The organism is Pseudomonas sp. R4-15 (genome assembly GCF_055768815.1).
Genome location: NZ_CM147293.1, coordinates 2,701,660 through 2,715,497, shown reverse-complemented (window position 1 = coordinate 2,715,497; position 13,838 = coordinate 2,701,660). Strand labels below are relative to the sequence as shown.

The following is a 13,838-nucleotide window of genomic DNA, read 5'->3' as shown; positions in this document are numbered from 1 at the left end:
GGCTTTGATAACCAGTGCGGTTTACCCTGCCCGCCGCTCCTTCCAAAGCCTCGCAGCCTGATCAAACCCTACCCACCGACCTTCCCGGTCCAGCCCGCGCCCGGCGATGAGCTGGGCGGCCAGCGCTTGGGCGTCGACCTCCCCGCGCGCAATGGCCAGCAGAATTTCAGTCGGGAGGGGTTGCAGGTGCTCTTTCGCGTTCATGGTGATCTCCTTTTCGGTAGGACCATTGACGCTCTGGTGCCGGCCCACAGCAAGCGAATCAGAGACCATCGAACAGCCCGCCGAGCGAGGCGGGTTCCCAGTTCGTGATGATCAGCTCGCCGGTGGTTTCGGCTTTGGCCTGGCGCTGATTGGTGCAGCTGTAGCGGATGTCCATCCGCTCGATGTGAAAGCCCTCGAAGGCGCGGCGGATCTCGGGGTGGTCGTTGATGCTGACCATCACGCGGCCCTGGCATGAGCGCATGAACCCGGCCATGGCCAGGTACTGGTCGAAGGGGAAATCCACGCCGTAGCCCTCGACCTCCCAGTACGGCGGGTCCATGTAGTGGAAGGTGTGGGGGCGGTCGTAGCGCTGCGCGCATTCCAGCCAGGGCAGGTGCTCGACGTAGACGCCGGAAAGCCGCTGCCAGGCGGCAGAGAGATTCTCTTCGATGCGCATGATGTTCGGCGCCGGGCCGGTGGTCGCCGTGCCGAAGGTCTGGCCGGAGACCTTGCCGCCGAAGGCGTGGTGCTGCAGGTAGAAGAACCGGGCGGCGCGCTGGATATCGGTCAGGGTTTCCGGGCGGGTGACCTTCTGCCAGTCGAAATGCTGCCGGCTGGAGAGCACCCACTTGAACTGGCGCACGAACTCTTCGGGGTGGTTTTGGATGACGCGGTAGAGCGCCACCAGGTCGCCGTTGATGTCGTTCAACACCTCGACGCGGGCGGGCTGCGGGCGCAGGAAGAACAGTGCGGCGCCGCCGGCGAAGGCCTCGACGTAGCACTCGTGGGAGGGGAAAAGCGGGATGAGGCGGTCGGCCAGGCGGCGTTTGCCGCCCTGCCAGGGGATAACGGGCTGGGTCATTTGCAAGCCTTTACTGTATGAATAAACAGGTGTTAGGCTCCCCGCGCTTCGTGCACGAGGCAGGGGCCTGGGCTGGGCTTGCAGGTATGGTCTGCGGGTCTGGCGTCGGGCTCAGGTGTTGGCGCACCTGGGCCCGTCGCCCCTTCTATTGCTGCTCGCGCTGCACGTTGATGCAGCGGAGCGTCTGCAGGGCGCACTGCTGGAGCGCGCCCTCGGTGTCGTCGAGGGCCTGACGCCAGTCGTCATTCGTTATCAGCGCCGGCCGCGCCGGCAGCAGGCACGGCACCAGGCTGCACTGCATCCGTGGCGCGGTAGGCGCCGGGGTCGGTGGTTTCGGGGCGGGCGTACAGCCGGCCAAGAGCAGCAGGCACAGCGCCGCGCAGGTACTCAGCGACAGTTTGGTCATTGCGTTTCAGCTCCTGAAATGCCCGGTCCTGGGCAGATTTGTTGCTGGTGATCTGCTGGCCGAGCTGCTGGATCGCGCGGTCGACGTCGGCCAGGCGGCCCAGCGTGCGTTGCTGCTCGGCGAGCACGCCGGCCTGTAGCTCGACCATGGCCTGGGCGTCTGCCCTGCCCTGCTCTGCCGTGTCTGCTCGCTGTGCCTGCAGGTCGATACGCGGAGCGAGGCCCCACCAGGTGAGGCCCGCGCCAACGACGAGCAGCAGGACGCCGGCGCAGGCCAGGGCGGCGAGGCGGTACTGCGCGGGGATGAGCGTCGCGAGGCTCATGCCAGCACCTCCACAGCCCTGGCGCGCAGTGCGAGACGGTCATCCAGCCCATTCGTCCCGCCGTTGATGCGAAGGGTGATGCCCTTGAAGTCATCCCGGTCCGCGAGCTCGTTGAGACCGTGCGCCTGCCAGTACCAAGCCGCGGCCATGGCGGCGTGCTCCGGCTGCTCGAGCAGCTCGGGGCGGTCGAGCAGCGGCAGGCCGAGGGCGTCGGCCGTGGCGGCGTAGTTGGCGCGACCCGTGGTCTGGATCGCGCCGCGACCACGGAAACGCCAGCCGTCGCCGCTCGACTCAGGGCCGTTGCCGTTCCGGCTCGCGTAGGCATTGTTTGCGATCGCCTCGGGCCGCCGAGCGAGGCGCCACGCCAGGGCATTGGGCGCGCCGTCCGAGCCGCGATAACGGTGTGGCCAAGTACGCGCCAGGCCCTCGGCGCTGTAGTTGAGGTTCTCGGCCAGCCTCGTGAGCTGGGCGGACTCGTGGCCGATCTGCGCCAGGAACGCGGCCTGTCGGGGCCGGGTGTCGATGCGGTACCGAGCCATCGCCGCGTTGAGTGCAGGAACAAAAACGCCCGCGACATTGCGGGCGTTGGGAAGGATGCGCAGCAGTTGCTGCTGTGTGATAGACATGTCAGCTCCCATAACGAAAAAGCCCGGCATTGGCCGGGCGTGAGGCGAAAATGGTCAATCTGCGAGTGCGCGCCTTCGCCGCCAGTTGGGCGGCTCAGGCAATCAGAGATGCGATCCCTTCAGATAGCGACGTGCTTTCTGGTGAGCTCTTCTATCCCAACAATCACGCCGCTGTTGTCCGCGAGTTGGAACGTCTGGCGAACCAACTCGACCTGCTGGCCATGGAGTACGAGGCCGAGGGCGGCTAGCCCCGGAGCGACGCTCACACATCCACGTCGTAATGCACCAACTCCGGCGCCACGCCGGTGATCGTGCCGTCGGCGATGTACGCCCGACTACCCACTTCGACGTCGGTGCCGCGCACGGTCACGCGGGTGCCGGTGCGTAGCTCCACCTGGCTGAGGCCCGTCAGTGGGTCGATGCTGCGGACGGTGGCGACGGTACGCACGCCGCCGGGCAGCAGGCCGATAAAGCGTTTCCAGGGGTTCACTGTTGCCATTGGTGGTGTCGCTCCAGTTTGACCTGCTGCTGCACGCGGCTCGCGCCGGTGCCGTCCGCGGTGATCTCGACCGAGAGGCACAGCCCGACCCAGCTTTCGCCACCCTCCTCCGGCACCCGTAGCAGCGTGGCGGTGGAGAGCAGGCCCACACCCTTGTCGTCGCTGGCGTGGAACAGCGGCAGCGTGAGCGTGACGATCTCGATGTTCCCGCCCTTGCTCAGCTCGTGGGTGCCGCGCGCCTGGTTGGCCTCCTGGCCGGTGATCCAGTCGTCGAACACGTCCGGCGCCGCTTCGTCGCCGGCGGTACCGGCACGGCGCACCAACATGCTCACGCCGTGGCTGGTGCCGCTGACGTAGCAGGCGTTCCAGTCGGGCTGCGGGGTCCACTCGCCGCCAAGCTGGGTGTAGATCTCCGGCGGGATGATGTGGGCGATCGGCGCTTCCTCGGTTTCCCACTGCCAGGGCGGGAGCGGATAGCGTGGCACCACCTCCAGCCGATCCTCGGTGCGCGCCGGCCGCAGCACGGCGCCGACGGTCTCGGCCAGGCGGGCGATGACCTGCATCGCCGTCTGGCTCTGGTAGCTGGCGGCGCCGGCCGGGAACGTCCAGTCCGCGGCGGTCCAGGTCTCGATCGCGAACCCGGTGTTCAGCAGCTGCTGATCGGCGACCTGCCGGGCATTGATCGCCGCGGCATTGAGGCCCGTTCGCTGGGGTGCGTAGGGCTCGGCGAGCAGTTGGGTGCGGGTGGCGCCGCTGATGCTGTAGGCCTCGCGGGCGAATTGCCGTTGCCGGTTGTAGCGCTCGACCATGAGAACCCAGGTCCAGCCGTTGATCGTCACCTCAAGGTCGGTGGCGCCATCTGCTGTCGGGCGCACCAGGTCCAGCGCGGCGCGGGTGAAGATGTCGGCCGAGAACGACCAGGAGAACGAGTCAGCGTCGAGGCTGATGCGCAGGTTGCGCACCTCCAGCGGCGTGCGCGCAGGCAGCACGACGACGGTCACGGTGTTGGCGATCATGTAGGTGTCCAGCAGTTCGGGATCGGGGGGCGGATCGGGTAGCACGACCACAGGCCCCGGATAGTCGGGGTAGCTGATGCCGGTCAGCGCGCCATCGAGCACACGGGCGCGGCCCCAGCACAGACGCAGCAGTTGGCCCAAACGCCGGGCCGACTGCCAGGCCACGCGCCCGGGGCGCATGTCCGTCGGCTGAATCGGGGGCGCCTCGGCGCTGTAGCGGAAGTCGAAGAACACCTCCGGTGTCGTGCTCGGCCGGTACAGCGCACCACTGAACGCAAAGTCCAGCGGGCTACCCGGCACATACAGGCTGCGCGCCAGAGCCAGGGCTGCGTCGTACCGAGGGCCGTGTTCATTCGAGCGGCGAGCGCGCAGGCGCGAAAGGACATCGCGCGCCGGTGGCGCCGGGTTGTAGAGCAACCGCAGGCGAAGGTTTCGAGCCCTGATGCTACGGTCCCATGCGGCCCCGTAGCCGCTATCGCACACCGGTACCGCACTCCAGGGCAGCGCCGGCTGTGCCGAGTCGGCAGCGTTGGCCGCGCCCCAGTCAGCCTGGGCCAGCGCATCGTGCCGATAGAGCCGGTCCCAGGGCAGACTGCGCGCCAGATCGGCGCGCAGGCCTGAACTCCACGCATTGCGACTCTCGCGATCCGCCGAGGCCGTGCGCAGCCAGCCAGCCCCCGCAGCCCTCGCATCGACGGGTCGGGCGCGCGCCCAGCCCGAGCGCACGCTGCGGGTGAGCATCGGCACATAGTCGCTACTGGTGTCGATGAACGCGAATGCCGCCGCCGCCGGTGGTACGTATGCCTCGCCCGCGAGGTCGAAGACGGGCGAGACCGGCGGGATGTACGTCATTCCGTGCTTACCTCGGGCCGGATGGGGCCATGTGCCAAAGGACGGTAGTAGCGACGGGCACGAAACAGCGCGGTGCCCACATAGCCGTTGTTCGCCGACTGGGAATACGGCCACCATTCGGGCTCGGTCGCTGCCCCCACACCATCGGCAATGCATTCATAGGTGACGCCGGCGAATACGCTCGGGCGGCGCAGGTCGCCCACCGCGTAGGTCTCCTCCGGCGCCCACTCGGCGGGCCAATCATCGAGCGCGAGCAGGAATACCTCGTCGACGTAACCCGTCAGCGGGATTTCCACCGCGCCGCTGTCATCGGTCAGCCCCGCCCCCACAACGACCGGCTGCACCACTTGCCCCAGTGGCGTCTCCACAACCTGATTCGCCTGGCTGATGGCAACCACACGCCGGCGCGCCGGTAGCGAGTCCACCCTCACCGTGGCCGCGACCGTTGCGCCGCCGGCATCCGGCAGGTCGAAGCCATGGGTGGTGTCGCTGCCCTGGTCCAGGGTGCGAAACGCGGGATAGCCGTCGACGATTTCATAGATGCGTTTGAAATCCCATTGGATTGGGTACTCCGAAATCGCATCCGGAGCGCTGATCCTCAGACCACCGCCGTCACTCACGACCTGGTTGCTGTAGACGTTGGCCGTGTAGCGCCAGCCGCTATAGGGATAGCCCACCAGGGCGCCGACGTTCGAGCCACTGCTCATCTCGACGAAGGCACCGCATTCAGTGATCTCCGCGCCCAAGGCCGTGCTGACACTAGCCGCACGGCCTGCGAGACCACCGGCGCGATAGGTGGAGCGAATGCGCCCGCGCACCAGCACGCGGTACAGCTTGCATCCGCCGTTCATGTTGCCAACCAGGATGCCCATGTAGTTGCTACCGGTCGACGACAACCCTAGCTCCGATGTCGCGACCACCAGCTCTTTCACCCGCGCGCTGTCGAACTGGGTGAACAACCCGCACAACCCGGCCACATTGGAAAATTCGAGGCCGTGGATCTCATGGCCATTCCCTTCGAGCGAGCCGGAAAAGGCCCCGAGCGGAATCCACTCGCCGGTCAGTTCGATGTCGTTGAGCAGCGAGTAATAGGCGCTCGGGGCGTTGTCGATGTCGCGCAAATCCTGCGCGGTGGTGATGAGATACGGGTCTTCGGCGGTACCGCTGCCCAGCATGGCCATCAGTCTGCGTCTCCCCTGATTTGCAATTTGAACTGGTCGTCATCGACGGTGCCCTGCCCACTGACCACCGTGCGAATCACCCACATCGGCCCCAAAGCCGAGTCGGTGTTGAAGCGCACGGCGTTACCGGTCGCCCACCCGGTCCCCCAGCCCGCGGCCAGGATGGTGAAATACGGCTCGTTGGTCAGCGCGTTGACGGGCATGCAGTCGGTGTTGATGTTGCCGGTGGCAATGACCCCCAGCGCCTCTTCGACGACCTGGAACGCCGTGCTGCTGGTAAACACCAGCGCCCAGCGCCCGTCGATGCCGCCGGCATTGGTGATCACCGGCGGATAGCTCAGGCTGTTGTACTGCGCGGTGGTGGTGTTGCCGCTGGGGGTATCCGTCCAGTTCGGCGCGCCCTGGCTCCAGGTCTGCTGGGTGAACCAGGTGTGGATGCGCGACTGCAGGTCGCTCCAGGCCACCGCGCTGGAGACGTGCGTCTCGTCGGCCGGTAGGTCCCACGGCAGCGGCGAGCTGATGGCAACCTCGCCGGTAATCTGCACCTCGGTGCACAGCGCCATGTGCTCGACACGGTCATGCACCCGCAACGGCAGCGACAGCGGCGTGCCCTCCTCGTCTTGCAGCACCAGGGGGTTGGCCCAGGTGAGCGTGCCGGCCTCCAGGTCGACGCTGTAGCTGGCCTCGCGCAACTCCAGGCCGTCGCCGTCCTCCACCCAGATCTCGGCCTGGCGTTGCCGCGTCAGCACCAAGGTGTCACCCGCGCTGGGCGCCGCCACCGGGGTGGTCGCGGTGTGATGCACCACCAGCACCTCGCCGGCGCGGTAGATCGGCACGCGCCCATCCGCCGGCAGGCGTACCGGGTCCAGGCCCAGCAGGCCGGCATCCAGCGGCAGTTGCGTCTGCACCACCCCGTTGTAGCGGGTGAGCACCGGGATCACCGGCACGTCGGACTCGCCCGACTCGTCGTCCGGGTCCGTGGTGAACTCCGCACGGACGATGCCGGTGGCCACGTCCACGCTGCCGTGGATGACCGCGTGTTCGAACTCACCGTTGGCATTCGCCGTGGCGGTGATGACCTCGGCGGTGTCCGCCCGCACCGCCGTCACCTGCAGGCTCCCAGGGCGCAGCGGCGCGCCGGGCGTACGCCAGGTGGCGGCGGTGACGCTGAAGCCTACGGCGGTGGTCAGGCACGCCAGCAACGTAGCCGCACCACTGGCATTGCCGGTGTAGCTGGTGAGCGTGGCGCGCCCGCTGACGTAGTCGATGCTGCCGACCGCCGTACCGCCGTTGGTGTTGCTGGCGATATCCCGATACAGCACACCCGAGCGGTCGCAGAACAGCGAGCCGGCCCAACTGAACAGCAGGCTACCGGGAATGATGGCCTCGCCGACGCCGGGCAGCAGGTTGAGGGTGATCGCCGGTGCGGCCTGGCTGGCCGTTTGCTCGGCGACATCCGCGCCGGCCTGCAGGGCGCGAATAGTGAGCAACCCGGCGAATCCTTCACGCTGCTGCACGGTGGTGGTGACCAATACCGGCTCGGTACCGCGCCCGCTGAAATCGTTGTTCTTGGCGCGGTTGGTGTAGACGTACTCCTTGTAGTCGTAGAGCTGCGCGACCTGCAAGGTGACGGTGCCGGTGGTGTAGTCGATGCTGCCGACGCGCCCGTCCAGCCAGCCGCCCTGGCCATCGTCCTGGGCGGTCTGCGCCACGTCGCGGGTGGTGTCGTAGACGGGCAACACATTGCCCGCCTCGATCACGTCCCAGTTCAGCGCCGGCGCGGCCTGGCGCTGGGTACACATCCAACTGAGGTTGACGCTCCCCGGCTCCAGGGGCGCACCCGGCAGCGTAAACGCGGCCATACCGGTGCTGTCGCTGGTGGTATTCGCGCTGCCGCTGATCATCACGCCCGAGCGGTAGCCGTACTGGATACCCGCCGAAGGCGTGGCGGTGAGCACCATCACCACCTCGCGGGTGCCGTAGGCCACGGTGCCGCTGCCCCCGCTGCCGGAGAGCACGCCATAGCCGTTGTCGGTCAGGGTCAACGTCTGGCTGCCGGCCAGGTAGGTGACGGTGATCGACCCCGGCAACAGCGCTTGCTCGTCGCCCGGCAGGGTATGGCGCACCTCCAGCGTCGGCGTGACGCTCCCGCCGGTGCGCTGGGTGACGGCATTGTCGGCGCTGCTGATGTAGCTGTAGATCAACGAGCTGCCGACGTCCGGCAATGCATTGAGGGTGATCGAGACGCTGCCGGTGGCCAGGTTCAGGGTACCGGCGCCCTCCCCGGTCAGCGTGGCGTCGCCGTAGTCGCGCAGCTCGTACCATTTACCCAGGGCCATGTAGCTGACCGATAGCGTGCCGGCGCGCGGTACCGCCTGGGACAGGTTGAGGGTGTACACGTAGCCGCGGTTACCGAGGGTGACCTCCTGCTCCCCGGTGATCGTTTCACCGGTGGCCGCCGCGCCGGGGCGATAGCTGGCCGAGGCGGTGCCGGTCCAGGACGTGCCGGGGCGGGCGAGGTTGATCTCGCCGGTCTGGTAGTCGACGGTGCCGCTGCTCAGCCAGTTGCTGCCGGAGCTGTAGCGCAGGCCGCCCTTGCTGTCGTCGACGTAGACGCCGCCATTGATGCTCAGTTGCAGGGTACCCGGTGCGCAGCCGGTGCCCAGGAAGGTGCGCGACGTGCCGCCCGCGGCCGCAGCCGCTACGCTGAGCGAGACAGTGCGTGCGGGGCCGGCCGGCAGGTAGACCTGGCGCTGGTAGCCGGCGAGCAGATCGACCAGCGCCGACTCTTTGGTGGTGCTGGGTACCAGTTGGCTGTAGACGCTCTGCACACGCAGCGACAACGCGCCTTCGGCCACGGCGGCGGCGAGTGGGCTGATGCCGTAGTAACGCGCGGCATCCGCCACCTGAGTCGTCAGCACCTGGCTTTTCACCTCCCCGCTCAATGCGAGCGTGCTGGTGCCGGCCGGGGTCGGCTGGCCGCCGGGGAACAGGTAGAGCAGCGGCCCGGACAACGCCAGTTCAAGCGTGCGCCGGGTGAAGTTGATGAAGCTGCCGCTGGAGGTGCCGCTGTATTCGTAGGTGAACTGTTCGATGCGCTGCTCTACGCCCGCGATACGCACGTACTGGGTGCCGTTGACGCCCGAGAGCTGGTAGACCTCGCCGATCTCCGGCACGCGCTGCTCCTCGCGCTGCACGCACATGATCGCGCGCTGCCCGGCCAACTGGTTGCCCAGTAGCTCGAAGGGCGCGGCGCTGGCGGCCGCCATGTAGCTTTCAATGGCGTCCCGCGCATCGGCGCGCTCGTCGGTCTGCGAGCCGGTGTTGAACAGCAGCACGGACACGCGTGGATCGGCCGGCGCTTCGGTGACGATGGCGTGGGCGCCGAGGTAGGTGTCGTCGTTGTTGGTCACCACGCCGGCGAACACCTTGCGCAGATTGATGCGGCCGGTGGTGCGATCGAGGCGGCTGATGTCGGGGAACAGGTTGTTCACTTCACCATCGACGATGGCGTTACCGGTGGCGCGGCCGCCGCCGTCGTTCTCGTCGGTGAGGCGCTGCGACTTGAGCAGCTTGACGTCGGTGCGGGCGATGGTCATCGCGGGCTAACTCCAGCTCAGAAAATGAAAACCCCGCCAGGTGGCGGGGTCGTGTCAGTCAGTGGTTTCGGTATCCGGTGGCGCTACCGTGAGCAGACGCAACGTCAGCTCATACGGGTGCCCCGCCGTGGGTGCCACTTTGCGCCAGACCTGGCGTGCCTCCAGGGGTGTTTCCGCATGGTTCCAGATGACGCTGTGCTGGCGGCCGTCGGCCAGGGTGAGCTGCATGACGCGCCCACGCTCGTCGCGCATTGCCTCCAGTTGCCGCAGCACGGACAGCGGCGTCCACACGCCGCCATTGGCGGCCAGGGTGATCGGGCGGCCGTACAACTTGACGCCCTCTTGCACATGCAGCGCGCCGGAACAGCTGCGTTCCTGGCTCTGCTCCACGGGGGACCACGTGAATTCGTCGGTCCACTCGAACTGGTCGTCCAGCTCGATTTCGTCCAGCAGGATCGCCGCCATCAAATCGCCCTCATGCCGGCTTCCTCGAGGATGCTCAGCAGCTTGGTTTCGTCGCTGTCATTGCTCAGGCCTACATCCAGCGCCTGGCCGCCCTTGGTTTCCAGGCGGATGACCTTGGCCGGTGCCGGTGTGGACTGCTGTCGCGCCGCCGGCGTGGCATCCGCCGGCGCAGCGCCCGCCTCCGCCTGCTGGCCCTCCACGCGTTGCTTCTGCTCTTCGGCCTGGCGTTGCTGCTCGGTCTCGGCCTGGATCTCGCGCAGGGTGGACATGGCCCGCGTGATGTTGGCCATGGACTGCGCGTCGCCGTTCTTGTTGGCCTCGGCGAGCTGGGCTTGCAGATCGTTCATCCGCGAGCGGAACTGGCTGCGCTCCAGTGCATCGGTTTCACCGCGCAGGCCCATCAGTTCCTCTCGCAGGCTCTGCAACGTAGAGGCGCTGCTTTCCTGCAACTGCTGCATCCGGTCTTTCGCGGCCTGGATGGCCGACTCCAGCTGCCGCAGGTCGGAGTCGTTGAGCAGGCCCAGGTTGTTTCGGGCGCCGCTGGCGGCACGCACGAAATCGCGCAGGTTGGTGGTGCCGTTCTCGTAGCCTTGCATCAGCGACTGCAACTGCGCCTTCTGGCCGAGGAACTCGACCTGGAGCTTTTGGCTTTGCAGCTGTGTCTGCACCATCCACTTGCCGAGGCTGGTCATGTTGACGGACTGTGCCGCAGCCGCCTGCATTTCCCGCAGCGCGGCGGTGGCTTGTTGCAGCGAGGTGCGGGTGGCGCCGAGGCTGCTGGTGTCCAGCTGCACATTCGCGGTGCTGATCTTGTTCAGCGCATCGAACGCGGCGAGCGCCTCCTGGCTCATCGCGGCCAGGGGCTCGCGGGCGCGGCTCATCACACCGGAGAAGAACTCCTCGGCGGCGCCCATATCCTGCTGGGCATCCGAGGACTCCTTGCGGCGCTGCTGCATGGCCGCGTCGCCGGCGCGGCGTTCCTCTTCCATGCGTTGGCCCGAGGCGCGTCGCAGATCCTCTGAGGTCACGATGGCGTCTTCCATCGCCTTGTTCTGATCCTGCTGGCCCTTGGTCGCGTTGTCCTGGCTGGCCTTGAGCTTCTGCTGCTGCGCCGTGAGCTTGGTCAGCTCCTCGTTGTACTGGCGGGCTGTGATGGTGCCGTCGCCGTAGAGTTTGCGCAGGGCCGTGCGGATCTTGTTGATGTCGACATCGGTCTGGGCGCTGGAGATGGCGGACTGCACAGAGGCGAGGTCGCTTAGAGCGTCGTCAAGGTCTACCGCGCTGGTAGCCGCCTCATTCGTCGCCTTCCCTAACTCTCGAATTTCGACCGCTGCCGCATTGTGGCGCTGTTGCCACTGTTCCAAGGTAATGCTGCCCTTGCGATATTCGGCCTCGGCCCGCTCCTGTTCTGCACGAAGCCCGGCTACACGCCCTTCCGCTTCTGACGTAGCGGCCCCCAAGCGCTGGATGCCTACCGCTGCAGCATTGTGCCGCTGCTGCCACTGCTCCAGGGTGATGCTGCCTTTGCGATATTCGGCCTCGGCCTGTTGTTGCTCGGCCCGCAGCTCAGCGAGCCTTCCGGTCGTGTCCCTTGTGGCAGTGCCTAAACGAAGAATCTCAGCAGCCGCTGCGTTGTGGCGCTGCTGCCACTGTTCCAGCGAGATTTCCTCCTTGCGATATTGGGCTTCCGCTAATGCCTGTTCCGCTCGCAGAGCCGCTATCGACGCTTTCATTTGATCAGCGGCCGCGGCAGCCGCAGTTGCAGGCTGCACGAAGGCCTTACGCAGAGATAGCGCCTCCATTGCACGCGTGAACTCCTCGGCCGAGAGGCGCTCTTCACGGCGGGCGTCGATCAGCCCTTTTTCTACCTGCGCCAGTTGCTGCTGAGTCTCTGCAAACGAGATAGCAGCCATAGCGTTTTCTATACTGGCGATCCGCTGCCGAAAATGCTCGCCGATCTCATCGGCACTTTGTTTTAGAACCTGGGTGCTTCTCCGGGCGGAGTCAGTAAACGCAGACACCTGTCGCTCTGCACTGTCCTCTACGCTGCCGGCAACGGCACTCCAGCTATTGGCGATATCGGCAGCGTCCTGCCCTATCTGCCGGGCCAACATGCGGGTGAGAGAGAAAGCAGCGTCACGCGCCTTCTCCAGGCCAGAGACGACTTTCTCCCCGCCGAAAATATTCGGGATCAGCTTGGCGAGCTTGCTAGCTAACGTAAGCGTCGTACCGAACACAGCAGAGCTCATCACGCCCAGCGTGGAGATTCCCGCTGTGAGCAGGTTGATAGCCGTGCGGATCGGAGCGATTGCCAGGCTTACAGCACGCGCCGTCTTGTCGATTGAAGAACCAAAGTTCCTTAACCAATTGGTGCTTTGATCGACAAGCTGGCTGAAATCGACCTCCAGCAAGCGAGCGCCGAACTCCTCAACACGCTTTGAACCTTGGATGAACGCATCGGAGAGACTCTGCGCCAGAGCGTCCAGGCGGCCATCACGGTCCATCTCGTCGATGGTATCCGCCAATTCCTGCAACTTGCCCTTGGCGAATTCCAGCGCGCCGCTCTTGGCGATGCGATCGAGGAAATTCGTCCAGGTGTCCTGCAGGTTGCTGACCAGGCCCGACAGGCGACTCATGTTCGCCGCAGCGGCACCCTTGGCGCTCTTGCCCATTTCGTCGATCAGCGCACGGATGACATCGCGGCCCAGGCGACCCTTGGTCGCCAGGTCCTGCAACTGGGCGGCATTCTTGCCGGTGACGTTGGCCAGCAGCTCCCAGACGGGCACGCCGCGCTCGACCAGTTGCAGGATCTCCTCGGTCTGCAGCTTCTGCTTCGCCCAGGCCTGGCCCAGGGCGGTGCTGATGCCGGTGAGGCGCTCCATGCCGCCACCGAGCTGCTCGGCCTTGTCGGTGATGGCCTGCATGCTGCCATCCATCGGGTCGAGCCCGTAGGAACGCATCAGCGCGAAGGCCTCCGACACCTCCTGCAATTGCAGGGGCGTGTCCTTGGCGAACTGCTTGATCCAGGCGGTCGCCTGCTGGCCAGCCTCGACCGAACCCATCAGCGAGGTGAAGCGGGTTTGCAGGCCCTCGAACTCATCGCCGGTGGAGAGCATCGCGTAGATGCCATCGCGCACCGTACGCAGCCCACGACCGATGAGGTTGGCGGCGGCGTTGAGCGACACATACGCAGCGGCAAAGGCCAGCACCTGGCGGGCGCCACGGGACATCGAGCCACGCAGCGTCTCGACGCGGGACTGATGCTCAGCCGCGCCACGAGCGGCGCGGGCCTCCTCGCGCTGCAGCTCGCGCAGGCGGCCATTGTGCTCACGCACCTCGGCCTGGGCGCGATCGACTTCGGTCGCCAGACGCTTCTCTTCGCGGGCGAGGTTGGCCGTATCGATACCAGCGGCCTTTGCCGCAGCCTCCTGCTCGGCATGGGTCGCGCGCAAGCGATCCAGCTCGCGAGCTGCTCGGTTCGATTCCCGTTGGGCATCCTTCAACGAGGCCTGTAGGCCGGCACTGCCTGGGTTCTTATCCAGAGCATCACGCAGGGACTGCACCGACGCTTGCGTGCGCTCCACGGTGCGCTCGGCGCGCTGCAGGTCACGCTCGGTCTGCCCCAGTTGCGCGGCCAAGCCGCGCGCGTCCTTAGCCTGGTCGAACGCCTTGTTCAGTTCTTCGGTCTTGGCGGTCAGCTCCTGCAGCGCTTTCGAGCTTTTGCCCGCAGGTTGCGACAGCTCGTCCTTGCCGCGCAGGACGAACTGAATCAGGCGGTCCTTGATGGCCATGGGGTTTTCTCCACG

11 protein-coding genes and 1 pseudogene are annotated in these 13,838 nt (G+C 66.5%); 1 reads left to right on the top strand and 11 read right to left on the bottom strand.

All coding sequences use genetic code 11. The features are described from left to right. Positions 1-21: 21 nt before the first annotated feature. From ACYRGX_RS13030 to ACYRGX_RS13010, 5 genes and pseudogenes are all read right to left on the bottom strand, one after another. Positions 22-204 (bottom strand): hypothetical protein, encoded by a 183-nt coding sequence (locus tag ACYRGX_RS13030; RefSeq protein ID WP_473052896.1) that lies wholly within the window; start codon positions 202-204, stop codon positions 22-24. A 58-nt stretch (positions 205-262) separates the two neighbouring features. Further along, a complete protein-coding gene (locus ACYRGX_RS13025; protein WP_473052895.1) occupies positions 263-1,066 on the bottom strand; it encodes a DNA adenine methylase in 804 nt (267 codons plus the stop codon). Positions 1,067-1,211: 145 nt separating this feature from the next. Further along, a pseudogene (locus tag ACYRGX_RS13020) lies at positions 1,212-1,385 on the bottom strand (hypothetical protein); the annotation flags it as partial. Next, positions 1,309-1,794 (bottom strand): hypothetical protein, encoded by a 486-nt coding sequence (locus ACYRGX_RS13015; protein WP_473052894.1) that lies wholly within the window; start codon positions 1,792-1,794, stop codon positions 1,309-1,311. The gene ACYRGX_RS13015 and the pseudogene ACYRGX_RS13020, both read right to left, overlap by 77 nt. Next, a complete protein-coding gene (locus ACYRGX_RS13010; protein ID WP_473052893.1) occupies positions 1,791-2,420 on the bottom strand; it encodes a glycoside hydrolase family 19 protein in 630 nt (209 codons plus the stop codon). Before ACYRGX_RS13010 ends, ACYRGX_RS13015 begins: the two co-directional genes overlap by 4 nt. A gap of 50 nt (positions 2,421-2,470) precedes the next feature. Between ACYRGX_RS13010 and ACYRGX_RS13005 the strand changes: the two genes are divergently transcribed. After that, on the top strand, positions 2,471-2,668 hold the full coding sequence (locus ACYRGX_RS13005) for a hypothetical protein (RefSeq protein ID WP_473052892.1): 198 nt from the start codon (positions 2,471-2,473) through the stop codon (positions 2,666-2,668). A 14-nt stretch (positions 2,669-2,682) separates the two neighbouring features. Here ACYRGX_RS13005 and ACYRGX_RS13000 read toward each other — a convergent pair whose 3' ends face one another. From ACYRGX_RS13000 to ACYRGX_RS12975, 6 genes are read right to left on the bottom strand one after another with little or no spacing between them, the layout of a single operon-like run. After that, positions 2,683-2,919, bottom strand: coding sequence for a hypothetical protein (locus ACYRGX_RS13000; protein WP_473052891.1), 237 nt, complete (start codon positions 2,917-2,919; stop codon positions 2,683-2,685). Further along, positions 2,907-4,787, bottom strand: a complete 1,881-nt coding sequence (locus tag ACYRGX_RS12995) for a hypothetical protein (RefSeq protein WP_473052890.1) — start codon at positions 4,785-4,787, stop codon at positions 2,907-2,909. The genes ACYRGX_RS13000 and ACYRGX_RS12995 overlap by 13 nt, the downstream gene beginning before the upstream one ends. Next, on the bottom strand, positions 4,784-5,968 hold the full coding sequence (locus ACYRGX_RS12990; protein ID WP_473052889.1) for a hypothetical protein: 1,185 nt from the start codon (positions 5,966-5,968) through the stop codon (positions 4,784-4,786). Before ACYRGX_RS12990 ends, ACYRGX_RS12995 begins: the two co-directional genes overlap by 4 nt. Then, positions 5,968-9,567, bottom strand: coding sequence for a hypothetical protein (locus ACYRGX_RS12985; RefSeq protein ID WP_473052888.1), 3,600 nt, complete (start codon positions 9,565-9,567; stop codon positions 5,968-5,970). The genes ACYRGX_RS12990 and ACYRGX_RS12985 overlap by 1 nt, the downstream gene beginning before the upstream one ends. 54 nt (positions 9,568-9,621) lie before the next feature. Further along, positions 9,622-10,032: a hypothetical protein gene (locus ACYRGX_RS12980; RefSeq protein ID WP_473056686.1), complete on the bottom strand. Its 411-nt coding sequence runs from the start codon at positions 10,030-10,032 to the stop codon at positions 9,622-9,624. Then, on the bottom strand, positions 10,032-13,823 hold the full coding sequence (locus ACYRGX_RS12975) for a tape measure protein (RefSeq protein ID WP_473052887.1): 3,792 nt from the start codon (positions 13,821-13,823) through the stop codon (positions 10,032-10,034). The genes ACYRGX_RS12980 and ACYRGX_RS12975 overlap by 1 nt, the downstream gene beginning before the upstream one ends. Positions 13,824-13,838: the final 15 nt, after the last annotated feature.